We start from the raw sequence: 26,763 nt of genomic DNA, 5'->3' as shown, positions 1-26,763 counted from the left end.
AAAACTGCCTCAGGCGGCCGAGCGCCGCCCCGGCATTGGCCCCGGCGCCACATGGCCGATTGGCGTGACCAGCGTCAGGTCGGGATAGCCGCTCTCGATGAGCGCGACTGCGGCTTGCGTCACCTCGTCGTCCGGCTCCAGCATGGAGAGCAGCACCTCGGTGCCCTCGCCCACTAGGCGGCTGATGCCTTGCGCGTCCGCTGGTCCGCATTCGACAACGACCAGGTCATAGGCGGTGGTCAGCGACTGCATGATGATCGGCAGCCGGTCGGCGGCGCGCATGGCACGGACCGGATCGGCTGTGCCGACGGGAATCACGTGGCAGTCCGAATAGAGATCGGGGTGGATCACATCGCTGAACTGCGCTTGCGAGGCGAGCAGATCGGTGATGCCCGGAAACAGCCCGCTGTCCAGCATCGGCCGCGAGGCAGCACCCGAAGCGGTGAGATCAAGCAGCAGCACGCGTAGCCCGGCGTCAGAGACTGCGCGCGCCACCAGCACCGCCGAGGCAGCCGCCTCGTCGCCTTCCGGCGACACGAATATGGCGCGGGCGGCACCGGTGGCGATCAGTTTTTCCGCGGCCTTGTCGATGTCGACCTCACCGAGGGTGGAACGTGCCGGTTCAATGTCTGCAGCAGCCATCTCAGAGTACTCCGGTTCGATTTTCTCGGCAGCCGCTTCCGCCACCGCGACGGGTTCCGGCTCCAGTTTGGTTTCAGTGACACTGTTGTCGGACTCACCGAGCTGGTCGATCTCGGCGACTGCCGGTTCGGGCCGGGCAACCGGCGGGCCGGGCTCGGCCACTACGCGTTCGGCTTGGACAGCCGGCATCGCAACCTGCTCGATGCGTTCGAAATGGGCACCGGCGGCCGGACGCATGGCGCGGCCGGAAAACAGTTCCTGCAGCAACGTGACGATCGCCATGAGGAGCAACGAGCCGACAAAGGCCGCACCGACAATCGGACCAATCTTGGGGAAATAGGGTTCGGTCGGCGCCCGGGCCTCCGAAAATAGGCGAGCGTCGACAGGCAGGTAGTTACGATCCTTGCGTGCGGCCGCCTGGAGATAGCTGGACGAGTAGAGATCGAGTTGCTGGCGCTTGGTCGCGGCATCGCGCTGCAGGGCATCGAGTTCCACCTGCTCTTCGCCGGCGCGGGCGGACGCCGCCTTCAGGGTGTTGACGTCGGCCACGAGTTGAGCCTCTCGTGCCTTCGCCGTCTCGGCCTGCGCCATCAGACCCTTCATGATCTTTTCCGCTTCGTTGCGGATCTGGCGGTCGAGATCGGCGAGCTGCGACTTCAGCGCACGGATGCGCGGATGATTGTCGAGCAAGGTGGTGGAAAGGTCGGCGATGTTGTTCTTGAGTTCGACTTGCCGCTCGCGCAGGCGCTGGATCAGGTCGGAAGACAACACCTCTGGAACGGCATCCAGCGAGCCGCCATTGCGCAACGCCCTGCGCACGCTGTCAGCGGTCGCTTCCGCCGAAGCGCGGTTGGCGCGCACCCGTGATAGTTCGCTCGACAATTCGGACAGCTGCTGGGTGGCAAGCACCGAATTGTTGCCGCCCATCAAAAGATCGGACTGGGCACGGAATGCGGCAACCTTGGCTTCCGCCTCCTTCACTCGATTCTGCAGATCCGCGATTTCCGGCGCCAGAAAGTCGGTGGCGGCGGAATTCGATTCGAGCCTGGCGTTGCCCTTGGAGGCGATATAGGCGTTTGCAATGGCGTTCGGGATCGCGGCGGCAAGCTGTGGATCCTCTGACGAGAACTCGATAGCGATCGCGCGGGTTTTTTCAACGCCATAGACGTTGAGCTTGTCATGCATTGCGTCCAGCACGCGCTCTTCCAGCGGAATCTCGAAGGGATCGCTTTTCAAGCCAACGAGGACAAGGGTGCGGCTCAGCGCCGACATCTTCAGCGCCTCGTCGAATTCGGGCAATTTCGCGAGGTTGAGCTTCGCCGCCACCTGTTTGAGGATGTCAGGGGACGAAATGATCTGGACCTCGGTGGCCACAGCCTCTTCGTCGGGAATCGACCGCTCGTTGCCGTTGCCACCGGCTGGCCGCGTGAACTCCGATTCTCGAGGCCCGATCTCCAGCTTGGCCGCCGCCTTGTATTCGGGCGTTGCAAGCCAGGCGAGCGCAAAGGCCAGGCCGGTTACAATCAGCGCGACGACAAGGATGCGCAGCCAGTTTCGCGCCAGGCTGGCGAAAAGCTGCCTGAGATCGACGTCGACATCTGCGGCCGCGGATTGAACGGACATGCATCCCTGCTCCGGTACTGAGTCAGCATGCACCGTAAACAACTATGGTAACTCAGCCGTTAATAACGCGGTAAGCACCTGTTAGGCTCTACTAACAAGCCGCAAACAAGAGGCTGAAAACCATCTGCATTTGTCGATCGGGCCCGCATCGGCCGCGCGCCTTTACCGGCCATTAACCCTAACAGGATGATAACCGAGCTCGATCGTTAAGGTTTGCCGCAGAGTCGCCGGCTATTCAAAGGTACGTGTCCGCTCATGAAAAGCACTGCTCCCCTTTTCCGCGCGCTGCTTGCCGTATCGATGCTTTCGGGCTGCTCAAGCTACCGGCCGACGCCGGCCGCCTTCCATGAAGTGCTCGACCAGCCCTATCGCCTCGGTGCCGGCGACCGCGTCCGCGTCACCGTGTTCGAGCAGGAAGGATTGACCAACACCTACAGCGTCGACCAATCCGGCTATCTCTCGCTGCCGCTCGTCGGCAACGTGCCGGCGCGCGGCCACACCGCCCAGCAACTCGAGGGCGAGATCGCCGAGAAACTGCGCCAGGGCTATTTGCGCGATCCTGACGTTTCGGTCGAAATCGATCGCTACCGGCCGATCTTCGTCATGGGTGAAGTGGGCGCGGCGGGCCAATATTCCTACGTTCCGGGCCTGACCGTGCAGAAAGCCATCGCCATCGCCGGCGGCTTCACGCCACGCGCCAACCAGGAAAGCGTCGACATTACCCGCGACATCAACGGCAAGGTTATAACCGGACGCGTGGTGACCTCCGACCCACTGTTGCCCGGCGATACAGTCTATGTTCGCGAACGCCTGTTTTGATGTGCTGACCAAGTGGCGGACACACTCAGGATCGTCCACTGCTTTCGCTCACCCGTCGGAGGCATCTTCCGGCATGTGCGCGACCTGACCGAGGCTCAGGTCGCCGCCGGCCATGCCGTCGGCATCGTCTGCGATTCGACGACTGGCGGCGATTTCGAGGAACGGCTGTTCGAACAGATGAAAGGCAGCCTGGCGCTCGGCATTCATCGCACACCGATGCAGCGGCATGTCGGGCCAGGCGATCTCGCTTCGGCCCGACGCACCTATAGGATCATAAAAGAATTGCGGCCGGACGTGCTGCACGGGCATGGCGCCAAAGGTGGCGCCTATGCCCGTCTGTTCGGCTCATTGTTGCGGGTATCCAGGTCTCGCGTAGCCCGCCTTTATTCGCCGCATGGCGGCTCACTGCACTATGACGAAACCACGGCGATGGGGAAGCTGTTCTTCGCGCTCGAACGCTTCATGGCTCGCTTCACCGATTGCCTGCTGTTTGTTTCCGATTATGAGCGGCGGACTTATCGCAGGAAGGTCGGCGAGCCGCCCATTCCGAACGCTCTCGTCCACAACGGCCTGCGCGCCGCCGAGTTCGAGCCGGTGCAGACCGAGCACAATGCCGTTGACCTCCTCTATATCGGCATGATGCGCGACCTCAAGGGCCCGGACATCTTCATCGATGCACTGGGGCGAGCCGCAACACGGCTCGGTCGCCCATTGAAAGCGCTGATGGTCGGCGACGGCGACGACCTGCCGCGCTATCGCGCCCAGGTAGATCAGCTCGGCCTCGAGGTCAGCTTCCTGCCGCCGATGCCAGCCAGGCTCGCCTTCACGCTGGCCAAGCTGGTCGTCGTTCCCTCGCGCGCGGAAGCCATGCCTTATATCGTTCTGGAAACGCTTGCCGCCGGGAAGCCGCTAATCGCGACGTCGGTCGGGGGCATACCGGAAATCTTCGACACCGGCTCCCCTGCCCTGATCCGGCCCGACCCGCGCGAACTTGGCGACAAGATAAGTGCCGCTCTGGCCGATCTCGACGCCTACAAAGGCCTGATGCCCGGTGCCGCCGACCTCAAGGCACGCTTCGGCGCCGATGTAATGGCCGCCGAAATCGAAAAGGCCTATTTCGCCGCGCTCAAACAGTAGAGCAACTGATATCCACTCGGCTGCAAAAGGCCCCCGGTGAAAGCGTCTCCAAAGCCATCTGTTGTTTCAAGGGTTTCTTAGCTCTCTTTTGCTATTCACCTGAGGGAAACCTACGGACGCCCCATGAACGAAATCGACCCCGCGCGCCGTTTTTCGCTAGACGCGGTGCGCAAATTCGACGCCCCTGCCGAGAACAACACGGCCGGCGGCATGAACGACGTTGCCCGCCAGGTCGCCTCGCAATACCGGCGCGATACGATGTCGCCGATAATGGTCAGCGGCGTCCTGCGCATGGTGGAATTCGCGCTGCTGTTGGTGTCGGGTCTTGCCGTCTATTTCTACTATGTCGGCTTTTTCAACTATCTTGCCTGGCAATACTCGCTGACGATCGCCGCCACCTCGTTCCTCGCGGTCGTTCTGCTCGACGTCACGGACTGCTACCAGATTGTCGCGCTGATGCGGCCGATCGCCAATTTCGGCCGCCTCCTGCTGGTCTGGGCCGGAACCTTCGCCTTGATGGCGCTCACCGCCTTCACCATGAAAATGTCGGAAGACTATTCGCGCCTGCTCCTCGGCACGTGGTTCGTTATTGGCTTCGTGCTGATCCTGGGTCTCCGGCTGGTGATGTCGAAGCTGATCCGGCGCTGGGCGCGCGACGGGCGGATGGAGCGCCGCGCCGTCATCGTCGGCGGCGGCAAGGCGGCGGAGGTACTGATCCGCTCGGTCGAAAAGCAGCCCTACAACGACATCCGCATCTGCGGCATCTTCGACGATCGTGGTGACAAGCGTTCGCCGCCGGTTGTCGCCGGCTATCCCAAGCTCGGCACGATTTCCGAGCTCATCGAATTTGCCCGCATCGCGCGCATCGACATGCTGATCGTTTCGCTGCCGCTGACCGCCGAATCGCGCGTGCTGCAATTGTTGAAGAAGCTGTGGGTGCTGCCGGTCGACATCCGGCTGTCGGCGCATTCGAACGCGTTGCAGTTCAGGCCGCGCGCGTATTCATACATCGGCTCGGTGCCGATGCTCGATATCTTCGACAAGCCTATCAACGACTGGGATTCGGTCGCGAAACGCGCCTTCGACATCGTCTTTTCGATCATCGGCATCATCGTGTTCTCGCCGGTGATGCTGGCGACCGCGATCGCGATCAAACTCGACAGCAAGGGGCCGGTGCTGTTCCACCAGAAGCGGCACGGCTTCAACAACGAGATCATCGACGTCTACAAGTTCCGGTCGATGTACACCGACAAGGCGGACCCGACCGCGACGCAGACCGTGACCAAGAACGATCCGCGCGTCACCCGCGTCGGCCGGTTCATCCGCAAGACCTCGATCGACGAATTGCCGCAGTTCTTCAATTCGCTGTTCGGTTCGCTGTCGCTGGTCGGGCCGCGCCCGCACGCCATTGCCGCGCAGTCTCACAACCTCCTCTACAATGAGGTGGTCGACGGCTATTTCGCCCGCCACAAGGTCAAACCCGGCGTGACCGGCTGGGCTCAGATCAATGGCTGGCGCGGCGAGATGGACACCAACGAGAAGATCCGCATGCGCACGGAATACGACCTCTATTACATCGAGAACTGGTCGCTGTTGTTCGACCTGAGAATCCTGTTCCTGACGCCGATCCGCCTGCTCAACACGGAAAATGCGTATTGAGCGCGACGGCCTACGAATTGCCGGCGGCGGTGGTCAACGCCAAGCTCATTGCGCTGATTGCGTCAGGGGCGGTTTTCCTCGGCGTCTTCCTGTCCGGTTTCGTCATTGCCGAACCGGCGCCGTACGACCTCTATATGATCGGGCTGATCGTGGTGTGGCCCTTGTTCGGCATGCGCATACAGCGCGCGGCGGTGCCACTTCTGGTGCTGCTGATGATCATGAACATCGGCGGAATGATCTCGATGACGCAGATGTCGGACCTCGCCGCCACGCCGCTCTATCTCGCCGTCTCGCTGTTCCTGACCCTCACCGCGGTTTTCTTCGCTTCCGTAACGGCCGTCCAGCCCAGTCTCTACCGCGTGATCTTCGTCGCTTATGTCGTGTCGGCAGTGCTGACTTCGCTGGTCGGCATAGCCGGCTATTTCCATGCCTTTCCAGGAGCGGAGATCTTCACCAAATACGACCGTGCCGCCGGCGCCTTCCAGGACCCGAACGTGTTCGGGCCGTTCCTGGTGCTGCCGGGCATCTACCTGCTCTATCTGCTGCTTACCGGCTCGATCGCGCGCATGCCTCTATTGGCGGTGCCGCTGCTGATCATCACCGCCGGCATCTTCTTTTCTTTTTCGCGCGGCGCCTGGGGCATGTTCGCCGTTTCGGCGATCCTGCTGACCGGGGCCTTGTTCCTGCAGAGCGCCAGCGGCAAATTCCGGCTGCGCGTCGTCGTCATGACCATCGCCGCCGTCGGACTGCTGGTCATTGCGACGATCGTCATCCTGCAACTGCCGGGCGTGGCGGAGATGTTCTCGAATCGCGCGCAACTCGAACAAAGCTACGACACCGCCCGCCTCGGCCGCTTCGCCCGCTACACGATCGGCTTTCAGATGGCGCTGGAGCATCCGTTCGGCATCGGCCCGCTCGTATTCGGCAAGATGTTCGGCGAGGACACGCACGACATCTGGCTGAAGATGCTGATGGATTACGGGTGGCTCGGCTTCGTGTCGTTCCTGACGCTGACGTGCTGGACGATCGCCGCCGGCTTCCGCATTCTGCTGCGCGACCGGCCCTGGCAGCCTTATCTACTATGCGCCTATGTCGCCTTCATCGGCAATATCGGGCTCGGCACCTTCATCGACATCGACCACTGGCGGCATGTCTACCTGCTGCTCGGCCTGATCTGGGGCGCCATCGCGCTGGAATACCGCCATCAGTGGCAGTTGCGGGCGGCGCGGCGACCGGCAATCTCCGTTGCTGTTGCTTCAGGCCGGACAGCAGCCGAATTCGGTTGACCGGACCCAGTCTATCACGATACATCGCGACCGGTCCGGAGTGTAGCGCAGCCCGGTAGCGCACTTGACTGGGGGTCAAGGGGTCGTCGGTTCGAATCCGGCCACTCCGACCATTAAATCCAAAGGCTTAGCCAGTTCCCCCAACTGGCCATACAGAATAGCCGCATTGCAGCCAGCGCAACACGATTTCGACCAAGGGCTTCGCTCGCCAGGTCAATGTGGAATAGCCCAAACCAGCATGCAAAAAGCTCGCGCCTTCCGGGAGAAGGACGCGGGCAGATCGGTGCAACCCGATCTGGCAGCAATTCTTATGAGGAGGGACTTGCTGCGTTGAGATGAACCGTCGCGCCGGCCGGGTTGTTCCATCGAGGAAATAAAAACCCGCCGCACATGAAGTACGGCGGGGCCGATCAAGCGCTGTTGCACCAGGCGGGGGACTCGGGTGGGCGGGCTTGCCAGGTGCGCGCGGATCAAGTCGACATTAGGCGCATGAGCGGTAGCGCGTCCACCAACCGGCGGTTGGAACTAACTGGTTCAACGCCGGCGGCCGGCTTGGCCTGAAACTTTTTCAGGGCGGCAGCGACGGGGTCAGGAAAGTCGAGCAAGCGCAACGTGCCCGGCCCTCGTTGCTTGCGGGAATGCCGGAAGGATCAATGGCAGCAAGCATGAAGAACCCAACCTGGATGCTGGCGGCCTGGGAACGAAACGTGGCAGCTCACCCCGCCGGTTTCCGTGAGGACGCGAGCGCATCGTCCGCTACCGCGATTGGCGGCTGAACGCAAACAAGCCCGCCGCTTTTTCGGCACGGCGGGCTTCAGGCAGAAAATCAATCGTAGATCTTAACAATTTTGCGGGTACCTGGATCAACCAGGACGGTTCGTCCCTCGACGACTACATAGCGGTACTGAACGTCCGGCACTTCGTAAAGCTCGACTGTGTCGGGCAGAGCGGTGCCAATGTTGAGCTCAACACCGGGAAGGCTCAGGGATGCTACCGGCTTCTTCTTTACATACTCCCGGATCACCGTGTCTTGCTCAGGCTGAATGATGACGTCCTGAGCAGCGGCGGTTCCGATACCTACGAAAAGAAAGATTCCTGTCGCAGCAGATAAAAGTTGCTTTCCCATATAGCAATCCTCCAGCGAGGCAACCTTCCGCTACGGTGCTTGATGCTTCCGTGCGGGGCTACTTACCTAAACGAGCCGAAAGACTTGTTGTTCCGCTGGCGGTGGGCGAACTCCGGTGCCATGGCCATGAGGCCGCCTACAAACAAGCACCTGCTCAAGGCTTAGTTTCTTCCCGGGGAGGAGCTTTTGGGTCAGGACAATCAGGATAGGGCAATTCTTCACACGGAGAGGGCCTGTCGCCAACGCTGCCATAATGTTCCACGAGTTTTGCGAAACCGTAGGCGAAGGCGAAAAGAAGCATTAGGACAACCGCTATACGGACGGCCATACCCGTATTGTAGCAGGATCCTCCCATTGGAGCGCGGGCGGCGTTTTTAATACGTTCGAATGTTGAGTTCGAAAAAGGTTGGCTCTAGTTGAATTGCCGTCGTCCGCAGTTGTAAGGGCGAGCGGACGCTTCGAAGATGACACGCCCTTTCGGCCTTTTCGGGAGAGATGCAATGTCGCTTCAAGGAGCTACCTGTCCTGCCGAGCTGACCATGTTGGCCAAAGCACTTGATGCCCGATGCCGTGAACTAGGCCTCGCTGACGGCGATCCAGGCAGAGAAGTGCTCGGCCGCAGGGTGATGGATTTGTTCGAAAGTGGTCAGCTCAGCGCCGAAGATTTGAGACTGGCTCTGAGCGGCGAGATTTTTTACGCCAAAAATCCTCCGGCCGGAGGCAGTGGGTTTTGATACGGCAAGCGGCTATCCGCGCAACCATTTGAATTATTGGTCCAGCGTAGGCTTCCGTGCACGCAAGGGCGCGCGTGAACAAATGTGATTTTGCGGTCGGTGCCAGACGGGCTAATCTTCCCAACGAATATCCAATGAAAGAGGAGAATGATCATGAAGACATTCCTCGCAACAGCCGCCGCACTGACCCTGTCCATATCCGCTGCCTCTGCGGATTGCCCCGCGCATTCAAAGGTCCAGGCATCGGTCGACACGCAGACGAGGACAGCGAGCGTCGAGAAGGCCGATATGTCGACAGCCGCGGACGCTCAGACGATCAAGAAAGAAGAGCCACAGAAGACCGAATAGCGGTAACGCTCACCGGATCCCACGACCCGGATAAAGGGCTACTGGCAGACATCCACCCACTCGGCGTCGACGAGTTCGGCCATGCGTTGCGGGCTGAGCCGGACGGCGGCGTTCGTCGCGCCTGCGGCGGGGACGACCTCGTCAAAGGCGCGCAGCGAGACGTCGCAGTACACCGGGAGCGGTGCCGGTAGGCCGAACGGGCACACCCCACCGACGGGATGACCGGTCGCGGCGAGCACCTGCTCGGCATCCAGCATTCGCGCCTTGCCGCCGAACCGGTCCTTGAATTTGCGATTGTCCAGCCTGGAGATGCCGCTGGCCACGATCAGCATCGTCTGGTCGCCGGCGCGCAGGCAGATCGTCTTGGCAATCTGCGCCGGCGCTACGCCATGCGCTTCGGCAGCCAGAGGCACCGTCGCCGAGCTGGCTTGCGTAACGATGACGTCGATTTCGGGCGCGTGGGCGACGAAGAAAGCGCGAACGGATTCGAGGCTCATCTCCGGCGATTTCCGTCTCGCGTCGCCGTGGCGGCCGGCAAGTCCGCTACGTGGCCGGAAACGAAGCTCGCCAGGGCAACCCATGGCGAGCTCGTCGAATAAACGCATGGCACGCCGCTACGACACGGACCGCCTTTTCGCAGGCAACACGGCTTCGTCGAACAGAGCGCTTTCCGGAAGCTGAAGCGCGGAGGCAATACGCCGACGTTTCGAAGGATCGGCATCCTTGCCGCTTTCGATGTCGGCAATTTCATAGGCTGCCAGCCCGCACGCCAGGGACAGCTCTTCGATGCTGTATCCACGGGCTTCCCGGGCGGTTCGGACGGCACTGCGTTCAGGCGTAACCGCGCTCGCCGCCAATTCGGAGTAAGGTTCGCGTTTTGCTATTTGGGGCATTGGCAACTCCGTGGGATGAAAGAGTTAGATCAAATCATGTTGTTGCCTGAGACGATCGGGAGAATGCCCGCTCGCCGGTGATTTGCCAAGCATCAAAGATAGCGTCACGGCATCGTGAACCGACGCCGGAATGAATGGCGGATGCCGGCGCGCTCATATCTGGCTTGATCGTCGGCAGACACAGTTCGGAAACAAAATTCTACAGGCCGGAAAAACTGCCGAAAAACTCCAAGGCGATAGTCCTGACCGCAGTGCTCGAGTCACCGACCTGAATCGGTGACGCTCAAATTCGCCCTGCGCAAAAAGGAAACGATGTCATGAAGAAGTCTCTTCTCTCCGCCCTTGGACTTGCAATCGCACTTGCCCTTTCGATGCCGATCATCGGCGCGAGCAGCGCGAGTGCAGCGACGATGCACACCACCGTCAAGAAGCATCACCGCCATCACTACCATCACCGCGTCCACCACTATCGCCATCATCACAAGAAGGTCGTGGCGAAGAAGTACTGAAAACGCCTTGGGACAGACAGCCGGCAAGCAGGCGTTCTTGGTCTTTGATCAAGGGCGGCCAGCTTGCCGGGTTTGCCGCGTCGACGAAATGGCGGCGGTCCCGCTGACCACCGCATTTCCTCTACCTTGAACGCGCTCGCGGCGCTTTTTGCTGCCGGCCACCGAGGAAGAGACTGGCGACCAGCCCGACCAGAACCAGCCCGACAGCGGCCGCCGTCGCCGGGTGATCACGGGCGGTCTTCTCGATCGCCCGACCTTGCCTTCTGATTGCCGGCAAGGTGTCGCCGAGACGCTCGGCGATATCCGAATAATAGTCCGACGCGGTATCGCGACCGTCTTCGTAATAGGCGCCGCCCCGCTTCAACACGGCTTTCTTCAAAGTGGCCAGTTCCCTGGTCAGGGCGGCGACCTGCTTGTTCAGATCGGTCTCGGAGATGCTCGAAAGCGATGCCATGACGTGGTTCCTTCATCTGCAGAAGGAAGCCTAACGCATGACCCTGAAGACCGTTCCGATCAGTCCCGGCGGGCTCTAGCGAACCTGATCGAGCAGGCGCTTGCATTCCAGCAGGTCGAACAGCGCCTCCTGCAGCAATGCGCGATTGTCACGGGAAAGTTTTGACGTGTCCGGCGGAACCGGGCCTTCCTCGTCGGTCTTGCCGATGCCGAAAAAACGACGGCTGGGTTTCACCCTCGGTTGGCCGACCAGCATCTCGTCGTCCGGGCCGCGCGGCTGCGCCGCTTGCGTCAGCGGTACCGCGTCAGCCTGCCGGCGCTGCGAGATCGCCTCGACCGCCGCCATGTCGCCATTGCCGACGGCGATCAAAAACTGGTTGCCGTTCTCGCGCAACAGCTTCTGTACGCCCTTGATCGTATAGCCCTGATCGTAGAGCATGTGGCGAATGCCCTTGATCAGCTCGACGTCCTGCGGCCGGTAGTAGCGGCGGCCGCCGCCGCGCTTCATCGGCTTGATCTGGTTGAAACGCGTCTCCCAGAAGCGCAGCACGTGCTGCGGCAAATCCAGATCCTCCGCGACCTCGCTGATGGTGCGGAAAGCATCGGGGCTCTTGTCCATGGGCGAATCCTCACGCTAGAGCATGATCGCGAAAGGCGGGGACCGGTTTTTGGGCAACATCACGGTAAAACAAAGAGAGCAGCTTTTCCGTCCACCGGGGCGGATCACACCCAAATACCGATCCGGCCTGCCGAATCGCATCTTATTTCAGCGGTTTATGAAACAATATTCAAGCCCGGCGTAAAAGCAGGCTTCGTTTTTCAACCGAAGCCTGAAGCATGGATTCTCGGCAAGGGAGATCGGGAATCTACTTGCTGCCCTTGGCCTTGCTGTTTTGATGGGAGCGCAGGATGCGGTTCTTCAGCACGTTCGATGACTTGAAGGTCATCACCCGGCGCGGCAGGATCGGCACTTCCTCACCGGTCTTGGGATTGCGCCCGATGCGTTCGTTCTTGGAACGGACATGGAAGGTCGCGAAGGACGACAGTTTCACCGTCTCACCGCGAACGATCGCCTCGCAGATCTCATTCAGCACCGCCTCGACAAGCTCGGCCGATTCAGTACGCGACAGCCCAACCTTGCGGTAAACGGCTTCGGCGAGGTCGGCGCGCGTAAGTGTCTTTCCCCCCATACGAACCGTCCCATCAGCTCAAAAAATAAAATCGATACAAGCAACGGCAGAACCTAAGTAATTGATCCGTCAAGGTCAAGGACCCGAACCCGTTAGTTCGGCACTTACCAACGCAGCAGGACGGCGCCCCAGGTGAAGCCGCCGCCCATCGCCTCAAGCAGCACCAGGTCACCCTTTTTGATGCGGCCGTCGGCGACGGCCGCGGATAGTGCCAGCGGCACGGAAGCAGCCGATGTGTTACCGTGCAAATCGACGGTCACCACCACCTTCCGCTCCTCTATCCCGAGCTTTTTGGCCGAAGCATCAATAATTCGTTTATTGGCTTGATGCGGCACGAACCAGTCGAGATCAGCGGCGCTGATGCCGGCCTGTGCGAACGTCGCCTCGATGACGTCGGTGATCATGCCGACCGCATGCTTGAACACTTCGCGGCCTTCCATCCTGAGGTGCCCGACCGTTCCGGTAGTCGACGGCCCACCGTCGACAAAAAGCTTGTCCTTGTGGATGCCGTCGGAGCGCAGGCTGGCCGCCAGAACGCCTCGGTCGGCGATGCCGCCTGCCCCCGTGCCTGCTTCCAGCACTATCGCGCCGGCGCCGTCGCCGAACAAAACGCAGGTCGAGCGGTCGTTCCAGTCGAGAATGCGCGAAAACGTTTCCGAGCCGATCACCAGCACCCGTCTGGCCAAGCCGCCGCGGATATAGAGGTCGGCGGTCGTCACCGCATAGACAAAACCCGAGCAGACCGCCTGCAGGTCGAAGGCAAAACCGTGGTGCATGCCGAGCCGGTTCTGGATCTCGACTGCGGTCGCGGGAAAGGTGTTGTTGGGCGTCGAGGTCGCCAGCACGATCAGGTCGATGTCGTCAGCCGTCAGGCCGGCGCTGTCGAGGGCTGCGCGCGCTGCCGCCTCACCCAGAGAGGCCGTCGTCTCGTCGTCGGCCGCAATGTGGCGCTGGCGAATACCGGTACGCTGGACGATCCATTCGTCCGAGGTCTCGACCATGCCTTCAAAATCGGCATTCTTCATAATGCGGCGGGGCAGCGCGGCGCCCGTGCCGCCCACGACTGATCTGATCAATGCTCTTTCCTATTCCTTTGCGTCGATGACGACGTCGGATTTCCGGATTGTCTGGGCATTCGGATTGCGGGCATGGAACAGGTCGAGATCGGCCTCGATGCGGTCAAGCAGATTGTTGCGCACCATGTCGTAGCCGAGCTCGATCGCCGCAGCGAAGCCATCCGAATCAGCCCCGCCATGGCTTTTCACCACGATGCCGTTCAATCCCAGGAAGACGCCGCCATTGGAGCGGCCGACATCCATCTTCTCGCGCAGGCGATCGAAGGCGGTCTTGGCGAAGATATAGCCGATCCTGGCCATCAGTGTCCGGTTCATCGCGGCGCGCAGGTAGCCGGCGATCTGCCTGACCGTGCCTTCCGCCGTCTTGAGCGCGATATTGCCGGCAAATCCTTCGGTAACGACGACGTCGACACTGCCCTTGCCGATGTCGTCACCCTCGACAAAGCCATGGTAGTTCATCGAGGCCATGTTGGCCTCGCGCAGCATACGGCCTGCTTCCTTGACCTCCTCCTGACCCTTGATCTCCTCGACGCCGACATTGAGCAGGCCGACGCTCGGCCGTTCGATGCCGAAAACCGAGCGCGCCATGCCGGTACCCAGAATGGCAAAATCAACCAGTTGATGCGCATCCGCACCGATGGTTGCGCCGACGTCCAGCACCACGCTTTCGCCGCGCAATGTCGGCCAGAGCGCCGCAATCGCCGGGCGGTCGATGGTCGCCATGGTGCGAAGGCAGAATCTGGACATCGCCATCAGTGCGCCGGTATTGCCAGCCGAGATGCAGGCGTCCGCCGTGCCTGCCTTGACCGCTTCGACGGCTTTCCACATCGATGACTTCCAGCGGCCATGGCGCAGTGCCTGGCTCGGCTTGTCGTCCATCCGGACCGCGATCTCGCAGTGGATGAACTCGCTCACCTCCGCTAGCTTGGGGAATTTGGCGAGTTCAGGCCTTACCGCTTCTTCGCGCCCATAGATGACGAAGCGTATGTCCGGACGGCGGGTGGCGACAGTCATGAGCGCCGGGATGACCACGCTTGGCCCGTAATCGCCGCCCATGGCATCGATGGAAATCCTGATCACGCGGTGTTCATCTCACGGTTGCTTGGCCAGCGGGCTTGCCAAGGTACGGGGCTCGCGAAGGTTCGGCGAAAATAACGGTTTTGGGCTGCCGCACAACCAACTTTTCTCAAATTGGGTCAGCCATCAGGATTTTCCCAGCAGTGATCTGAGCTTTTGCTGGAATTCATTCTCCACAGGCTCGGCATCGCCGGCGGCCTCCAGCGACACACCCGGCTTGCGCGGATAGGGATCGATCGCCAAGCCAAAGAACTGTTCGGCAAGCGCCCCGACGTCGATCGCGTCGCCGGAAAAGGTTTCCGGGCTGTCCGGCCCTTCGGCGTCGAGCAGGATCTCACCGCCACCGTCGAAACCTTGCCGCCCGAGCTTGGATTGTTCCGGCAGGAACAGCGCCTCGACCGGCTCGTCGATATGCGCCTCGACCGGGTCGAGAGTGACGATGCAGGCCTGCGTTATATCGGCCTCGACATGGCCGCTGACTTTCACCCCATTGCGCTTCCACGGCTCGATCAGAAGTTCGGCGCGATAGTTCTCGACCGAAAGCAGCTCATGCTCGACGGCCAGTATGGCGCGCTGCCCGGCGTCGGCATCGATCACCACCGGCAGCCCTTTTTGCGGCATCCGGGCGACATTTGCCAGGAATGACACTGGGCTGTGGGTATCAGGATGTTTCATCTTCGCCTCCACTTCGCCGCCTTCATTCGGCCTGCCTTCGCTCAGAGTTGGCCACTGGAAATGCCACCGTGCCGGAAACGATCGATTCGGTCGGCTGTTGCGTGAGTTGCCTTGATGCATCGGCGGCATACAGTGCCAGTTGCGACGCTTGCGGCCAGGCGCCGGCATCCGGCCTGACATTGCGGGAAAGGGCGGCGGCAAGCGCATCATGGTCATTTCGTTTCAGCGCATCGTCATAGGCGGCGGTACGGCCATAGAACATCTTCGCCAGTTTCCGCATTCGCTTCGGCACGCCGACGTCGCCAATGCCCAATTCCCGCAACGAATGTTCGACATCCATGAAGAACTCGTCGATCAGCACCTGCGCAACCTCTGCCGCAGCACCGCCCTCGCCGCGCAACCGGTGCTGGAACAGGAACATGTGCAACGACAGCATCTCGAAGCGGCCGAGCGGCGTGTCCGGCACGTTCCAGGCGGAATAAAACACCGGTTGCCGCGCCGCCGCCACGATTTGTGCGTAAAGCGCCTCGGTGATGGCGCGGTTGGCGTGACGTTCGCGGCCAAAGAGGCGCTGGAACATTTGAGGGTGGTCTCCCGGGACCGTTTGTTGAAGTGGCCTTGTTGCATCGGCAAGCAAGCTGGTTTACCGGTTTTGCGGCCCAGCGCAAGTTGCGGCCAGCTTATGGAGTTGTAGTTGCGCGCGCTGAAATTCAAGTCGACTTTCCTGCCTAGGCCCGCCGGTGCGGTTTCGCTGCTGGTGATCGCTGCGGCGCTTTCCGCCTGCAATTCCTCCAAGATGATCGGCGATCTCAATCCGAGCGAGACGCTGACGCAGGGCTACGTCATCGACCAGCAGGCGATCGACCTGGTGCCGGTCGGCTCGAGCCGCGAACAGGTGCTGCTGGCGCTCGGCACTCCCTCGACGAAGGCGACCTTCGACAACGAGGCCTTTTATTACATTTCGCAGACGCGCAAGCGCTATGTCGCCTTCGACAAGCCGCGGCTAGTCGACCAGCATGTGCTGGCGGTCTATTTTGGCGATGACGGGCGCGTCACCCAGATCGCCAATTACGGCCTGAAGGACGGCAAGGTGTTCGACTTCATCTCGCGCACCACGCCGACCGGCGGCAAGGACCAGAACTTCCTCAGTCAGATCATCAGTGGCGCCAGCAAGCTGACGCCTGGTGTTCCGGGCGCCAGCGGCGGTAGTTCGCTCGGCGGCACCTGATTCACTCGACGGTGTCGGCTTTTTTTCTTTTCGCTTCCCCGTAAGCGGCACATCTCAGGCAATGAAAAACCCGCGGGAGCGATCCCGCGGGTTTCGTCTTGAGCCGTGGCGACCGAGCTTAGCCGTGCGCGAGCACGGCCAATAGCAGCAGCGCGACGATGTTGGTGATCTTGATCGCCGGGTTGACTGCCGGCCCTGCAGTATCCTTGTAGGGATCGCCGACCGTGTCGCCGGTCACCGAGGCCTTGTGTGCTTCGGAGCCCTTGAGGTGCTTGATCCCGTCCTTGTCGACGAAACCATCTTCGAACGACTTCTTGGCGTTGTCCCAGGCACCGCCGCCGGAGGTCATCGAGATGGCAACGAAAAGGCCGTTGACGATGACGCCGAGCAGCGAGGCGCCGAGCGCGGCAAAGGCGGATGCCTTCGAACCGGAGATCAGGAGGACGCCGAAATAGACCACCAGCGGCGCCAGAACCGGCAGCAATGATGGAACGATCATCTCCCGGATCGCTGCCTTGGTCAGAAGGTCGACGGCGCGCGCATAGTTCGGCTTCGAGGTGCCGGCCATGATGCCCGGATCCTCGCGGAACTGCTTGCGCACCTCCTCGACGATAGCACCGGCGGCGCGGCCGACGGCGGTCATGGCGATGCCGCCGAACAGATACGGGATCAGGCCGCCGAAGATCAGGCCGGCGACGACATAAGGATTGGAGAGGTCGAAGGAGACGTCGCCCATGCCCTGGAAGTAGGGGTATTTGTCGCTATTGGCGGCAAAGAACTTCAGGTCGTTAGAGTAGGCCGCAAACAGCACCAGCGCGCCGAGGCCGGCCGACCCGATGGCGTAGCCCTTGGTTACCGCTTTGGTGGTGTTGCCGACAGCGTCGAGCGCGTCGGTGGACTGGCGCACTTCCTTGGGCAGGCCGGCCATTTCGGCAATGCCGCCGGCATTGTCGGTGACTGGGCCGAAGGCATCGAGCGCGACGATCATGCCGGCGAGGCCAAGCATCGTCGTCACCGCGATCGCCGTGCCGTAGAGGCCGGCGAGCTGGTATGTCGAGATGATGCCGCCGACGATGACGATCGCCGGCAACGCCGTCGCTTCGAGCGAGACCGCCAGGCCCTGGATGACGTTGGTGCCGTGACCGGTGACCGAGGCCTGGGCGATGGAGTTCACCGGACGCTTGTTGGTGCCGGTATAATATTCGGTGATCACCACGATGAGGCCTGTCACCACAAGGCCGACCAGGCCGCAGATGAACAGGTTCGTGCCGGTGATGGCCATGCCGGCGACGGTGCCGATCTCACCCCAGCCGATGCATGCCGAAGTGGCGACGGCAAGGCCGACAATTGACAGCAGGCCGGTGACGATCAGGCCCTTGTAGAGAGCGCCCATGATCGAGCCGCTGGAACCGAGCTTGACGAAGAAGGTGCCGGCGATCGAGGTGAGAATGCAGGCGCCGCAGATGGCCAGCGGATAGAGCATGGTCGCGCCGAGAACGACGGTGCCACCGAAAAAGATGGCGGCAAGGACCATGGTGGCGACCACGGTCACCGCATAGGTCTCGAACAGATCGGCGGCCATGCCGGCGCAATCGCCGACATTGTCGCCGACATTGTCGGCGATGGTGGCCGGATTGCGTGGATCGTCTTCGGGAATGCCGGCTTCAACCTTGCCGACGAGATCGCCGCCGACGTCGGCGCCCTTGGTGAAGATGCCGCCGCCGAGACGAGCGAAGATCGAAATCAGCGAGGCGCCGAAGCCAAGCGAAACCAACGAGTCGATGACGACACGGTCATCGGGCTGAAGGCCCATGAACTGGGTGAGGATCAGGTAATAGATCGATACGCCAAGCAGGGCCAGGCCAGCAACCAGCATGCCAGTGATGGCGCCCGACTTGAAGGCGATCTCGAGGCCGGCAGCGAGGCTGTTGGACGCCGCCTGCGCGGTGCGCACATTGGCGCGCACCGAGACGTGCATACCGATGAAGCCAGCGGCGCCCGATAGAACGGCGCCGATCAGGAAGCCGATGGCGGCGGTGATCGAAAGCAGCCACCAGGCGAGCAGCAGGACCACGACGCCGACGATGGCGATGGTGGTGTACTGGCGCGCCAGATAGGCTTGCGCGCCTTCGCGGATGGCCGCGGAAATTTCCTGCATGCGTGCATTGCCCTGATCGGCCGCGAGGACCGAACGTGTCGCCCAGATGGCGTAAAGGACTGAAAGCAGACCGCAGGCGATGACAGCTGAAAGTATGGTCATTGCCGAATTTTCCTCGATTGGTGGCCCAAAAGAACCCCTCCCCGGGCCGTTGAGACAGGGGACGAATTTTCCGCAACCGGAATCCGTCCCTTCGCAGCGGCTTATGCGAAACAGGGCTCGGAACGTCAAGATATTGTTCGGTTTTTGTCCGGTTTTCGCTCAAAAGATCCCGGGTTTCATCCAAAAGGCTGGACGGCAGCGCGCCTGTCGACACTGCCATCCGATTAGATCGATTGAAATCGGCGAACGGCCGTCAAACTTTGCGCGGGTCGCCGTCCGGCTGGACGACGAAGATCAGCACCACCAGCATTGTCATGTAGAATTTGAACGCCGCCTCCTGACCATTCCATGTCGAAGACTGCCACATGGCAAACCACTCGCCGCCAACGACCATGAAGCCGAAATACCAAACGAGGAAACCCATGGTGGCGGCTATGATGGCGAACTTCTTGGCATCGTTGAATGCCTGTCCGCTGGCGTTGCGCGCCTGCCAGAGTCGCCAGGCGGCGACTAGGTAGAGCAAGCAGGTCAGCGCCTCGCCAATGATGATCAGCCAGTAGCCCGCCGTCCACAGCGACGGGTTGGTGATCGAGCGGTACATCAGGGCGTTGCCGGGAAAGGTCGTGTCCATGCTCAGCACATGCTGGACAAAGGCGAAGTTTGAGCCGTAATCGGTGATGTTGCCGAAGGCGACAAGGAAGGCGAAAGCCGCCAGACACAAACACATGACGATCTTGGAGAAACGCGCGGTCATGGCAAGAACTCCTGCTGAAAGATCGGGGCATCGCACTCATCAATCGCCGAGTCCCGAAGATCGCGCAACGGGGGGACCAGTGATCATAGTGCTCACGACTGTCGCGAGACATTATGCCGGGAAGCAGGACATTGCCGCGATTCTCGAAACTCTCGATCTCGACAGCTATTGCGCGGTGGGCGACTTAGTCTCTGTGGTTAGAGCCGGCACACAGCACGATTTCGCCATCATCCGCCGCCGCTGGATCGCCAGCGAGACGGGCACCACGCTCGAACTGACGCTCGATCATCCGGCGCGTTCGAGTGGCCGTTGAAAGAAGCGAACTTTGCCCCGAGGGGCTACTCCACCTCGCGCCCCATGCGCCGGCCCGTGTAGCGCTCGATCGCCGACACCCCGTCATAGATCAGCACGGCAAGGGCGGCGACGATCAGGCCGCCCTGCAGGATGAAGGCGAGGTTGTTCGACAGCAGGCCGGCGATGATCACCTCGCCCAATGTCCTCGCCGCCACTGTCGAGCCGATGGTCGCGGTGGCGAGGCTGATCACCACCGACAGCCGGATACCGCCGAGGATGATCGGCGCGCTGAGCGGCAGTTCGACCTTGACCAGCCTTTGCCAGCCGGTCATGCCGGCGCCACGCGCCGCCTCGACGACATTGGCCGGCAGCGTCGTCAGGCCGGTCAGCGCGTTCTCGAAGATCGGCAGCAGGCCATAGAGAAACAACGCAATCAGCGTCGGCTTTTCGCCGAAGCCGACGGCCGGCACGGCAAGCGCCAGCACCGCCACCGGCGGAAAGGTCTGGCCGATATTGACCAGGCTGCGCGACAGCGGCAGGAATTCGGCGCCGGCTGGCCTGGTGACCAGAATGGCGAGCGCGACCGCAACGATCGTCGCGGCAACCGTTGCGATCAGGACGGTCCGCAGATGCAGCAGCGTCAACGTCAAAAGGCTGCCCTGATTGTAGATTACCGGCGCGTTGTTCTCTGTCAGCGGCTTCAGCAGCGGTTCGAACCAGCCGGGATTGGTGACGAAGGCAATAAGCAGCACCACCAGGGCAAGCCTGAGCAGTGATGGAAGCCAGGCTTTCATGCCGGCCTCGCCGCGCGTTTAACCAGCCCATCCACAGTGACGCGGCCAAGCGATTTGCCATCAGTATCTTTCACCGGCAGTGCCGGGCGGCCCGACCACAGGAGTTCGGCCAACGCGTCGCGTTGGCTGGCATCACCGGGGATCGCCTCGCCTTCGGCCGTGCCTTTTTCCACCGCGTCGCGCACCCGGCCAAGCGATAACAGCCGGAACGGTTTTTCGCTGGCGCCAACCAGGGTCTCGACAAACGCGCTGGCCGGTTTCGCCAGTATCTCGGCCGGCGCGGCATATTGCACTACTTTGCCGCCGTCCATCACCGCGATCTTGTCGCCCATGTGAACGGCCTCTTCCATGTCATGGGTGACTAGGATGATGGTGGTGCCGAAGCGCTTCTGGATCGCCAGCAGATCCTCCTGCGCCTTGTTGCGGATGATTGGATCGAGCGCGCCGAACGGCTCATCCATCAACAGCACGTTGGGTTCCGCGGCAAGCGCCCGGGCGACGCCGACGCGCTGCTGCTGGCCGCCGGAAAGCTCATGCGGATAGCGTGGCCCGTAGGCTTGCGGGTCGAGCTGATATAGCGTCATCAGCTCGTCGACGCGGGCTTTGATGCGGTTGGCGTCCCAGCCGAGCAATACCGGCACAGTGGCGATGTTCTGTGCCACCGTGCGATGCGGAAACAGACCGTGGCCCTGGATGGCATAGCCGATGCTGCGACGCAGCTCATAATCAGGCACCGAGCGGTTGTCGACGCCGTCGAGCTTGATCACGCCCGATGTCGGCTCGACCAGCCGGTTGATCATGCGAAGCAGCGTCGTCTTGCCGGAGCCGGAGGTGCCGACGATGACGGCGATGCTGCGCGCCTCGATTACTATCGACACGTCGTCGACCACTGTCGTCTCGCCGTAGCGCTTGGTGATGCCTTCGATCTCGATCATGCCGTTTAAACCCTGCGCTTGCTGGCGCTCATTTCGATCACTGCATCGAGGATGATGGCGGCGGCGAAGGCCAGCGCCACCGTCGGCACGGCACCGAGCAGCACCAGGTCCATCGCCGTCTGGCCGACTCCCTGGAATACGAATACGCCAAAGCCGCCGCCGCCGATCAGCGCGGCAATGGTGGCGAGGCCGATATTCTGCACCAGCACGATGCGAATGCCGGTGAGGATCACCGGGAAAGCCAGCGGAAACTCGACGCCGAACAGCCGCTGGGGGTCGGTCATGCCCATGCCGCGCGCTGCGTCGTTGGCGGCACGCGGCACACCGGCAAGGCCGACCACGGTGTTGGCCACCACCGGCAGCAGTGAATAGAGGAACAGGGCGACGAAAGCCGGCGCAGTGCCGATGCCGCGAATGCCGAGCGCGGCAGCACCCGGCACATGCGAAGCGACCCAGCCGAGCGGTGCTATCAAGAGGCCGAACAGCGCGATCGAAGGAATGGTCTGAATGATGTTCAGCACGTTGAGCACGCCGGCCCGCAATTTCTCGACGCGGTGGCAGAGGATGCCGAGCGGCAGGCCGATAATCACTGCTGCCGCCAGCGAACCCAGCGCCAGCGTCACGTGCTTGGAGCCTTCCGCCCAAAAACTATCGGCGCGATTGAAATATTCCTTGAGGATCGACAGGCTGTTCCAGCTCCCCGAGACCAGCAGCAGGCCGATCGCCGCTGCGGCGACAACAAGCACGCCGACCCGTGCCTGCGGCGACAGGTTCAGCCTTGTAAGCACGTCGGCGAGCAGAAGCGTGAAGGCGAAGATAAACAGCCAGAAGCCCGAAGCCGGCGAGATACGGGCGAAGGTGTTGCCGGCGGGCGTCAGGAAGCTGCCGGCAACGCCGATCAGCAGCGCCAGCGCCGCAAGTGCAACCACACTGGCGGCGAGGCGCAGAGCAAGCGGCGTTTTCAGCAATGCAATGAGCGCCGCTGCGACAACAATCGCCATCAATAGCGGACCGACCGCCGCAGGCAAAGATTCGAGGATCGAGCGCGCCTCGCCGGGTACGATGCGATTGGCGCGGAACGTGGCGAATGGTGCCGCAAAAGCCGCATAGGCTGAGATCGCCGCGATAACCACGCCGAGCTTGTCAAACCGGATGCGCACGCCCTCCCCCATCGGCCGATCCGCGCACCTCGAAAGCGGCGCGCCGGAATCGCCTTACTTGAGGAAGCCGTTCTTTTTCAAAAAGTCTTCGGCGACGCCCTTGACCGGTTCGCCGCCAACCTGGACGCGGCCATTCAACTCCTGCAGCGTGACGAGATCGAGCTTGGCGAAGACCGGCTTCAGCAGCGTCTCGATTTCCGGGTGCTCCTTCAGCACCGCCTCGCGGATGATCGGCGCCGGCTGGTAGACCGGCTGCACACCCTTGTCGTCCTCAAGCACGACGAGGCCGGAGGGCGCGATGCCGCCGTCGGTGCCGTAGACCATGGCCGCGTTGGCGCCGTTGGTCTGGTTGGCCGCAGCGGCAATGGTCGCCGCCGTATCGCCGCCCGACAGCGTGATCAACTGGTCCGGCTTCAGCGTAAAGCCATAGGTCTTCTGGAAAGCGGGCAGCGCGGCCGCCGAATTGACGAACTCGGCGGACGCCGCCAGCACCACCTTGCCGCCGCCCGAGACATATTTGCCGAAGTCGGAAAGGGTGACGAGCTTGTTGGTATCGGCGACCTCCTTACCCAGGGCGATCGCCCAGGTGTTGTTAGCCGGTGACGGGGACAGCCAGACGATCTTGTTGGCGTCGTAATCGAGCTTCTTGGCAGTCTCGTAGGCCTTAGCGGCATCCTTCCACACCGGATCGTCGGCCTTCTCGAAGAAGAATGCGGCGTTGCCGGTGTATTCCGGATAGATGTCGATCTCGCCGGCCGTAATTGCCTTGCGTACCACAGGCGTGCCGCCGAGTTGGATGCGGTCGGTGGTCTGGATATTATTGGCGTTCAGCACCAGCTGGATGATGTTGCCGAGCACGCCGCCCTCGGTGTCGATCTTCGACGACACCACCACCTGGGCACTCGCCGAGGCCACCGTGATGCCGAGCGCCAGCACGGTGCCGGCCAGAACCTTGATTGAAAACATCTCACAAATCCCTTGCTGTGAACCGGAATATGGCTGCCGCATATGAGCATGGCTTCGATGCCCCGTCGGGGTACACGGTTTCATAAGAAGGGTGATGGACGCAATAATTTTGTTCGGATTTGGGTGAATCCGCTGTTGTCTCGTCCCGACAGCGTGGCGTCAGCTGGCCGCACGCAAGCCCGTCATCTTCAACACGCCCAGTGCCACGAAGCACAGCGCGACGACCGGAAAAATCATCCAGTTCAGCATCTCCCAGCCCCAGGCATTGTAGACCGCGCCCGACATCAGCGAGGCGAAGGCGACGGAGCCGAACAGGACGAAATCGTGGAACCCCTGGACCTTGCCTTTTTCGGATGGCTGGTAGCTGTCAGCCACCATGGCGGTGGCGCCGATGAAGCTGAAGTTCCAGCCGAGGCCGAGCAGGATCAGCGTTGTCCAGAACTGCCACAGTGCCAACCCCGACAGCGCGATTATACCGCAGCCAATGAGCAGCACCAGGCCGATGGCCACGATCCGCTCCGCGCCAAAACGATAAATCAGCGACCCCGTGAAGAAGCTCGGCGCGAACATCGCCATCACATGCCAGGAAATGCCGAGCGTGGCGTCGTCGGTCGAAAGGCCGCAGCCGACCATGGCCAGCGGCGCGCCGGTCATGACGAAGCTCATCAGCGCGTAGCTGCCGATGGCGCAAAACAGCGCCGCGACGAAGCGCGGCCTGGTGACGATTTCTAAGAGCGGCCGGGCGTCGCTGTCGGCGATTTCCACCTTCTCGGTGGCCTTGGCTGGGATGCGCAATAAAGAGAGGATGGCGGCGCCAACCGCCGCCAGCACCAGGATGGACGCAAACGAGCCGGCAAACTTCACCGGCGAGAACAGGTCGCCGGTGAAAATGACGATCTGCGGCCCAAGTATGGCGGTGACGATGCCGCCGGCCAGCACGAAGGAGATGGCGCGCGCCTTGAATTCAGGCGGAGCATTGTCGGCGGCGGCAAAGCGGAATTGCTGGACAAAGGCACCGCCGATCCCGATCACGGCAAGGCCGAAAGCGAACAGCCAGAAGCTGGCATGAAACAGCGCCAACGTAGCGACCAGCCCGCCAAGCGCTGTGACCGCAGTGCCGGTCATGAAGCCGTCGCGCTGGCCGAGCCGGCGGATGATCGCCGCGGCCGGCAGGGAACCGAGCGCCACGCCGACATTGAAGCCGGTGATCGGCGCGGTTGCCAGCGACTTGTCGGCTTCGAGGAGGTACTGCCCGGCCAGTCCGCCCATGGAAATGGCGATGGGTGCCGCCGAACCGATGATCGCCTGCGAGGCTGCGAGGATGAAAGCGGTGCGACGCGCTTCCTTGCCGGCCTCAACGACGACGATAGCAGTCATGAGGCGTCCTTGCCGCGGCCCTCGCCACGCACGCGGCGCGACACGCGATCAAGCACCGCATTGACCAGTTTCGGCTCGTCTTCTTCGTAAAATGCCTTGGCGATGTCGACATATTCGGAGACGATGACCGCCACCGGCACGTCCTCGCGTTTCATCAATTCGTAGACGCCGGCACGCAATATGGCGCGCAACGTCGAATCGAGCCTCGACAGCGGCCAGTCCTCGGTCAGCGCCTGGCGGATAATCGGATCGATGGTCTTCTGGTGCTCGACAACGCCGGCAAGAATGGCGCGAAACCATTGCGCATCGGCCTCGCGATAGAGCGCGCCGTCGACTTCCTTGCCGAGCCTGAACGCCTCGTATTCGGCGGTGATCTCAAACACGCCGCTGCCGGCGACATCCATCTGGTAGAGCGCCTGCACAGCCGCCAGGCGGGCAGCACCGCGCTTGTTGGCATGGCGAACCGCAGGCTGGCCGGGCGAAGCGGGTTCGCTCACGTTCGCTCTCCCAGTTGTTCCTTTAGGGCGATCATGGTCAGCGCCGCACGCGCCGCAAAGCCGCCCTTGTCGCCTTCGGAGCGCCTGGCCCGTGTCCAGGCCTGTTCGTCGTTTTCGGTGGTCAGGATGCCATTGCCGATGCAGACTGAATCCTGCACGGACAAGTCCATCAGGGCACGGCTGGATTCATTGGCGACGATATCGAAATGATAGGTGTCGCCGCGGACCACCGTGCCGAGGGCGACGAAACCGTCATAGCTCGTCCCGCCTTCGGAAGCACCGTCGAGCGCGAAGGAAATCACCGCCGGGATTTCGAGCGAGCCCGGAACGGTGACGACATCGTATGTCGCGCCCGCTTCGTCGAGCGCGCTGGTCGCGCCTTCGAGCAACGCGTCCGCAAGGTCGTCGTGAAAGCGCGCCTCGATGACAAGAAGGTGGGCCTTCTTCTTCGGACGGATGAACGCTTTGCCGTGTTGGGATGTGCCAGCCATAGATGTCTCCGGGGATCGCCGGTGACTTAGGCCGAAGCCGGTTTGATCGCAAGCGGAAGATTGCTGAAGGAACGTTCAAGGCCAACCCGGTGGCGGCCGCATCAGGGAATGGACTTTATGGGCGATCGCCTCAAAGTCCCTCTTTGGCCGCCTCCACCAGTCGCGCCGCGTAGCGGGCCATGGTGTCGATCTCGAGGTTGACGCGGTCGCCGACCTGGCGTTCGCCCCAGGTGGTGACCGTCAGCGAGTGGTGGATCAATAGCACGTCGAAGCGGGTGCCTTCGACCTTGTTGACGGTGAGCGAAGTGCCGTCGAGCGCGACGGAACCCTTGGGGGCGATGAATTTGGCAAGCTCGCGCGGTGCTTCCAGGGTAAAGCGAACGGCGTCACCCTCTTCCTTGCGGGCCACGATCTCGGCCATTCCGTCGACATGGCCTGACACGATATGGCCGCCAAGCTCGTCGCCGATCTTCAGCGCCCGCTCCAGGTTGATGCGCGTGCCGGATTTCCAGCCCATCGCGGTCGTCAGCCTGAGTGCTTCTTCCCAGGCCTCGACTTCGAACCAGCGTGCGTTCGCGCCGTCTTCCGGCAATCCCGTTACCGTCAGGCAGACGCCGCCGCACGAAATTGAAGCGCCAATGGCAATGGCCTGCGGATCGTAGGCGGTGTCGATGCGCAAACCGACGCCTTCCCTGAGCGGCTTCACGGCGGCGACGGTGCCGACATCGGTGACGATTCCAGTGAACATTACTTTGGCCCA

The 26,763-nt window shown here is 61.9% G+C and carries 30 protein-coding genes and 1 tRNA gene; 10 read left to right on the top strand and 21 right to left on the bottom strand.

Features of this window, described 5'->3' with window-relative positions:
- Positions 1–9 precede the first annotated feature (9 nt).
- Entirely contained in the window at positions 10–2,265 is a 2,256-nt protein-coding gene (locus tag NKH01_RS20865) for a GumC family protein (protein WP_353022143.1), read from the bottom strand.
- Between the two features lie 255 nt (positions 2,266–2,520).
- On the opposite strand from NKH01_RS20865, the gene NKH01_RS20860 reads away from it, so the two are divergent.
- From NKH01_RS20860 to NKH01_RS20840, 5 genes are all read left to right on the top strand, one after another.
- Positions 2,521–3,084 carry a polysaccharide biosynthesis/export family protein gene (locus NKH01_RS20860; protein ID WP_023717305.1) on the top strand — a complete coding sequence of 188 codons (564 nt, stop codon included), beginning with the start codon at positions 2,521–2,523 and terminating at the stop codon, positions 3,082–3,084.
- A 12-nt stretch (positions 3,085–3,096) separates the two neighbouring features.
- The gene (locus NKH01_RS20855; RefSeq protein ID WP_023717304.1) at positions 3,097–4,221 is read left to right on the top strand and encodes a glycosyltransferase family 4 protein; all 1,125 of its coding nucleotides are present in this window, start codon (positions 3,097–3,099) and stop codon (positions 4,219–4,221) included.
- A gap of 123 nt (positions 4,222–4,344) precedes the next feature.
- Positions 4,345–5,880 (top strand): undecaprenyl-phosphate glucose phosphotransferase, encoded by a 1,536-nt coding sequence (locus tag NKH01_RS20850; RefSeq protein ID WP_353022142.1) that lies wholly within the window; start codon positions 4,345–4,347, stop codon positions 5,878–5,880.
- Positions 5,877–7,166, top strand: coding sequence for an O-antigen ligase family protein (locus NKH01_RS20845; protein ID WP_353022140.1), 1,290 nt, complete (start codon positions 5,877–5,879; stop codon positions 7,164–7,166). The genes NKH01_RS20850 and NKH01_RS20845 overlap by 4 nt, the downstream gene beginning before the upstream one ends.
- 36 nt (positions 7,167–7,202) lie before the next feature.
- Positions 7,203–7,279 (top strand) — tRNA-Pro (locus NKH01_RS20840).
- Between the two features lie 713 nt (positions 7,280–7,992).
- Here the strand turns inward: NKH01_RS20840 and NKH01_RS20835 are convergent.
- Positions 7,993–8,292 carry a DUF1236 domain-containing protein gene (locus NKH01_RS20835; protein WP_023717301.1) on the bottom strand — a complete coding sequence of 100 codons (300 nt, stop codon included), beginning with the start codon at positions 8,290–8,292 and terminating at the stop codon, positions 7,993–7,995.
- 500 nt (positions 8,293–8,792) lie between these two features.
- On the opposite strand from NKH01_RS20835, the gene NKH01_RS20830 reads away from it, so the two are divergent.
- Together NKH01_RS20830 and NKH01_RS20825 are read left to right on the top strand one after the other, a co-directional pair.
- Positions 8,793–9,026 (top strand): hypothetical protein, encoded by a 234-nt coding sequence (locus tag NKH01_RS20830; protein WP_031193496.1) that lies wholly within the window; start codon positions 8,793–8,795, stop codon positions 9,024–9,026.
- A gap of 153 nt (positions 9,027–9,179) precedes the next feature.
- On the top strand, positions 9,180–9,374 hold the full coding sequence (locus tag NKH01_RS20825; protein ID WP_023717300.1) for a hypothetical protein: 195 nt from the start codon (positions 9,180–9,182) through the stop codon (positions 9,372–9,374).
- A 38-nt stretch (positions 9,375–9,412) separates the two neighbouring features.
- On the opposite strand, the gene NKH01_RS20820 is transcribed toward NKH01_RS20825, so the two are convergent.
- Together NKH01_RS20820 and NKH01_RS20815 are read right to left on the bottom strand one after the other, a co-directional pair.
- On the bottom strand, positions 9,413–9,871 hold the full coding sequence (locus tag NKH01_RS20820) for a YbaK/EbsC family protein (RefSeq protein WP_023717299.1): 459 nt from the start codon (positions 9,869–9,871) through the stop codon (positions 9,413–9,415).
- 117 nt (positions 9,872–9,988) lie between these two features.
- A complete protein-coding gene (locus tag NKH01_RS20815; RefSeq protein ID WP_502912661.1) occupies positions 9,989–10,231 on the bottom strand; it encodes a helix-turn-helix domain-containing protein in 243 nt (80 codons plus the stop codon).
- A 353-nt stretch (positions 10,232–10,584) separates the two neighbouring features.
- Between NKH01_RS20815 and NKH01_RS20810 the strand changes: the two genes are divergently transcribed.
- Positions 10,585–10,776 (top strand): hypothetical protein, encoded by a 192-nt coding sequence (locus NKH01_RS20810; RefSeq protein ID WP_023717295.1) that lies wholly within the window; start codon positions 10,585–10,587, stop codon positions 10,774–10,776.
- A gap of 121 nt (positions 10,777–10,897) precedes the next feature.
- On the opposite strand, the gene NKH01_RS20805 is transcribed toward NKH01_RS20810, so the two are convergent.
- The 7 genes from NKH01_RS20805 to NKH01_RS20775 all read right to left on the bottom strand — a co-directional run bounded on the left by NKH01_RS20805 (position 10,898) and on the right by NKH01_RS20775 (position 15,827).
- The gene (locus NKH01_RS20805) at positions 10,898–11,230 is read right to left on the bottom strand and encodes a hypothetical protein (protein WP_352815971.1); all 333 of its coding nucleotides are present in this window, start codon (positions 11,228–11,230) and stop codon (positions 10,898–10,900) included.
- Positions 11,231–11,305: 75 nt separating this feature from the next.
- Positions 11,306–11,848, bottom strand: a complete 543-nt coding sequence (locus NKH01_RS20800) for a MerR family transcriptional regulator (RefSeq protein ID WP_023717293.1) — start codon at positions 11,846–11,848, stop codon at positions 11,306–11,308.
- A 247-nt stretch (positions 11,849–12,095) separates the two neighbouring features.
- Positions 12,096–12,419: an integration host factor subunit alpha gene (locus NKH01_RS20795; protein ID WP_023717292.1), complete on the bottom strand. Its 324-nt coding sequence runs from the start codon at positions 12,417–12,419 to the stop codon at positions 12,096–12,098.
- A 104-nt stretch (positions 12,420–12,523) separates the two neighbouring features.
- A complete protein-coding gene (locus NKH01_RS20790; protein WP_353022138.1) occupies positions 12,524–13,495 on the bottom strand; it encodes a beta-ketoacyl-ACP synthase III in 972 nt (323 codons plus the stop codon).
- A 9-nt stretch (positions 13,496–13,504) separates the two neighbouring features.
- Entirely contained in the window at positions 13,505–14,575 is a 1,071-nt protein-coding gene (plsX, locus tag NKH01_RS20785; protein ID WP_353022137.1) for a phosphate acyltransferase PlsX, read from the bottom strand.
- A gap of 123 nt (positions 14,576–14,698) precedes the next feature.
- Positions 14,699–15,247: a YceD family protein gene (locus tag NKH01_RS20780; RefSeq protein WP_023717289.1), complete on the bottom strand. Its 549-nt coding sequence runs from the start codon at positions 15,245–15,247 to the stop codon at positions 14,699–14,701.
- A 22-nt stretch (positions 15,248–15,269) separates the two neighbouring features.
- Entirely contained in the window at positions 15,270–15,827 is a 558-nt protein-coding gene (locus NKH01_RS20775; protein WP_023717288.1) for a ubiquinol-cytochrome C chaperone family protein, read from the bottom strand.
- A gap of 114 nt (positions 15,828–15,941) precedes the next feature.
- On the opposite strand from NKH01_RS20775, the gene NKH01_RS20770 reads away from it, so the two are divergent.
- A complete protein-coding gene (locus tag NKH01_RS20770) occupies positions 15,942–16,475 on the top strand; it encodes an outer membrane protein assembly factor BamE (protein ID WP_353022136.1) in 534 nt (177 codons plus the stop codon).
- A gap of 118 nt (positions 16,476–16,593) precedes the next feature.
- Here the strand turns inward: NKH01_RS20770 and NKH01_RS20765 are convergent, their stop codons facing one another.
- The gene (locus NKH01_RS20765; RefSeq protein ID WP_353022135.1) at positions 16,594–18,735 is read right to left on the bottom strand and encodes a sodium-translocating pyrophosphatase; all 2,142 of its coding nucleotides are present in this window, start codon (positions 18,733–18,735) and stop codon (positions 16,594–16,596) included.
- A 253-nt stretch (positions 18,736–18,988) separates the two neighbouring features.
- Positions 18,989–19,489 (bottom strand): DUF2165 family protein, encoded by a 501-nt coding sequence (locus tag NKH01_RS20760; protein ID WP_352587782.1) that lies wholly within the window; start codon positions 19,487–19,489, stop codon positions 18,989–18,991.
- Between the two features lie 79 nt (positions 19,490–19,568).
- On the opposite strand from NKH01_RS20760, the gene NKH01_RS20755 reads away from it, so the two are divergent.
- A complete protein-coding gene (locus NKH01_RS20755) occupies positions 19,569–19,802 on the top strand; it encodes a hypothetical protein (protein WP_023717284.1) in 234 nt (77 codons plus the stop codon).
- Positions 19,803–19,827: 25 nt separating this feature from the next.
- On the opposite strand, the gene NKH01_RS20750 is transcribed toward NKH01_RS20755, so the two are convergent.
- From NKH01_RS20750 to NKH01_RS20715, 8 genes are all read right to left on the bottom strand, one after another.
- The gene (locus tag NKH01_RS20750; RefSeq protein ID WP_353022133.1) at positions 19,828–20,577 is read right to left on the bottom strand and encodes an ABC transporter permease; all 750 of its coding nucleotides are present in this window, start codon (positions 20,575–20,577) and stop codon (positions 19,828–19,830) included.
- Positions 20,574–21,512, bottom strand: a complete 939-nt coding sequence (locus NKH01_RS20745; protein WP_353022132.1) for an ABC transporter ATP-binding protein — start codon at positions 21,510–21,512, stop codon at positions 20,574–20,576. The genes NKH01_RS20750 and NKH01_RS20745 overlap by 4 nt, the downstream gene beginning before the upstream one ends.
- Before the next feature lie 5 nt (positions 21,513–21,517).
- Complete coding sequence (locus NKH01_RS20740; protein ID WP_353022130.1) at positions 21,518–22,684, bottom strand: ABC transporter permease; 1,167 nt, start codon at positions 22,682–22,684, stop codon at positions 21,518–21,520.
- A gap of 42 nt (positions 22,685–22,726) precedes the next feature.
- Complete coding sequence (gene osmF, locus NKH01_RS20735; protein ID WP_352845113.1) at positions 22,727–23,638, bottom strand: glycine betaine ABC transporter substrate-binding protein OsmF; 912 nt, start codon at positions 23,636–23,638, stop codon at positions 22,727–22,729.
- Positions 23,639–23,797: 159 nt separating this feature from the next.
- The gene (locus tag NKH01_RS20730; RefSeq protein WP_353022128.1) at positions 23,798–25,015 is read right to left on the bottom strand and encodes an MFS transporter; all 1,218 of its coding nucleotides are present in this window, start codon (positions 25,013–25,015) and stop codon (positions 23,798–23,800) included.
- A complete protein-coding gene (nusB, locus tag NKH01_RS20725; protein ID WP_023717279.1) occupies positions 25,012–25,512 on the bottom strand; it encodes a transcription antitermination factor NusB in 501 nt (166 codons plus the stop codon). The genes NKH01_RS20730 and nusB overlap by 4 nt, the downstream gene beginning before the upstream one ends.
- Positions 25,509–26,003 (bottom strand): 6,7-dimethyl-8-ribityllumazine synthase, encoded by a 495-nt coding sequence (gene ribH, locus NKH01_RS20720; RefSeq protein ID WP_023717278.1) that lies wholly within the window; start codon positions 26,001–26,003, stop codon positions 25,509–25,511. The genes nusB and ribH overlap by 4 nt, the downstream gene beginning before the upstream one ends.
- A gap of 130 nt (positions 26,004–26,133) precedes the next feature.
- Positions 26,134–26,751, bottom strand: a complete 618-nt coding sequence (locus tag NKH01_RS20715) for a riboflavin synthase (RefSeq protein ID WP_353022125.1) — start codon at positions 26,749–26,751, stop codon at positions 26,134–26,136.
- Positions 26,752–26,763 lie beyond the last annotated feature (12 nt).

Origin of the sequence: Mesorhizobium sp. M1403 (assembly GCF_040317695.1) — a bacterium.
Classification (GTDB): domain Bacteria; phylum Pseudomonadota; class Alphaproteobacteria; order Rhizobiales; family Rhizobiaceae; genus Mesorhizobium.
The sequence above is the reverse complement of the archived record's forward strand: the minus strand, read 5'-3'. Positions and strand labels throughout refer to the sequence as shown.

Bases quoted from the DNA above. Each gene is read 5' to 3' on its own strand.
- NKH01_RS20835 (WP_023717301.1), bottom strand. From the start codon at position 8,292: ATGGGAAAGCAACTTTTATCTGCTGCGACAGGAATCTTTCTTTTCGTA.
- NKH01_RS20805 (WP_352815971.1), bottom strand. From the start codon at position 11,230: ATGGCATCGCTTTCGAGCATCTCCGAGACCGATCTGAACAAGCAGGTC.
- NKH01_RS20775 (WP_023717288.1), bottom strand. From the start codon at position 15,827: ATGTTCCAGCGCCTCTTTGGCCGCGAACGTCACGCCAACCGCGCCATC.
- NKH01_RS20865 (WP_353022143.1), bottom strand. From the start codon at position 2,265: ATGTCCGTTCAATCCGCGGCCGCAGATGTCGACGTCGATCTCAGGCAG.
- NKH01_RS20860 (WP_023717305.1), top strand. From the start codon at position 2,521: ATGAAAAGCACTGCTCCCCTTTTCCGCGCGCTGCTTGCCGTATCGATG.
- NKH01_RS20750 (WP_353022133.1), bottom strand. From the start codon at position 20,577: ATGAAAGCCTGGCTTCCATCACTGCTCAGGCTTGCCCTGGTGGTGCTG.
- NKH01_RS20715 (WP_353022125.1), bottom strand. From the start codon at position 26,751: ATGTTCACTGGAATCGTCACCGATGTCGGCACCGTCGCCGCCGTGAAG.
- NKH01_RS20780 (WP_023717289.1), bottom strand. From the start codon at position 15,247: ATGAAACATCCTGATACCCACAGCCCAGTGTCATTCCTGGCAAATGTC.
- NKH01_RS20825 (WP_023717300.1), top strand. From the start codon at position 9,180: ATGAAGACATTCCTCGCAACAGCCGCCGCACTGACCCTGTCCATATCC.
- NKH01_RS20810 (WP_023717295.1), top strand. From the start codon at position 10,585: ATGAAGAAGTCTCTTCTCTCCGCCCTTGGACTTGCAATCGCACTTGCC.
- NKH01_RS20730 (WP_353022128.1), bottom strand. From the start codon at position 25,015: ATGACTGCTATCGTCGTCGTTGAGGCCGGCAAGGAAGCGCGTCGCACC.
- NKH01_RS20745 (WP_353022132.1), bottom strand. From the start codon at position 21,512: ATGATCGAGATCGAAGGCATCACCAAGCGCTACGGCGAGACGACAGTG.
- osmF (WP_352845113.1), bottom strand. From the start codon at position 23,638: ATGTTTTCAATCAAGGTTCTGGCCGGCACCGTGCTGGCGCTCGGCATC.
- NKH01_RS20800 (WP_023717293.1), bottom strand. From the start codon at position 11,848: ATGGACAAGAGCCCCGATGCTTTCCGCACCATCAGCGAGGTCGCGGAG.
- NKH01_RS20795 (WP_023717292.1), bottom strand. From the start codon at position 12,419: ATGGGGGGAAAGACACTTACGCGCGCCGACCTCGCCGAAGCCGTTTAC.
- NKH01_RS20830 (WP_031193496.1), top strand. From the start codon at position 8,793: ATGTCGCTTCAAGGAGCTACCTGTCCTGCCGAGCTGACCATGTTGGCC.
- NKH01_RS20765 (WP_353022135.1), bottom strand. From the start codon at position 18,735: ATGACCATACTTTCAGCTGTCATCGCCTGCGGTCTGCTTTCAGTCCTT.
- NKH01_RS20850 (WP_353022142.1), top strand. From the start codon at position 4,345: ATGAACGAAATCGACCCCGCGCGCCGTTTTTCGCTAGACGCGGTGCGC.
- NKH01_RS20760 (WP_352587782.1), bottom strand. From the start codon at position 19,489: ATGACCGCGCGTTTCTCCAAGATCGTCATGTGTTTGTGTCTGGCGGCT.
- NKH01_RS20740 (WP_353022130.1), bottom strand. From the start codon at position 22,684: ATGGGGGAGGGCGTGCGCATCCGGTTTGACAAGCTCGGCGTGGTTATC.
- NKH01_RS20820 (WP_023717299.1), bottom strand. From the start codon at position 9,871: ATGAGCCTCGAATCCGTTCGCGCTTTCTTCGTCGCCCACGCGCCCGAA.
- ribH (WP_023717278.1), bottom strand. From the start codon at position 26,003: ATGGCTGGCACATCCCAACACGGCAAAGCGTTCATCCGTCCGAAGAAG.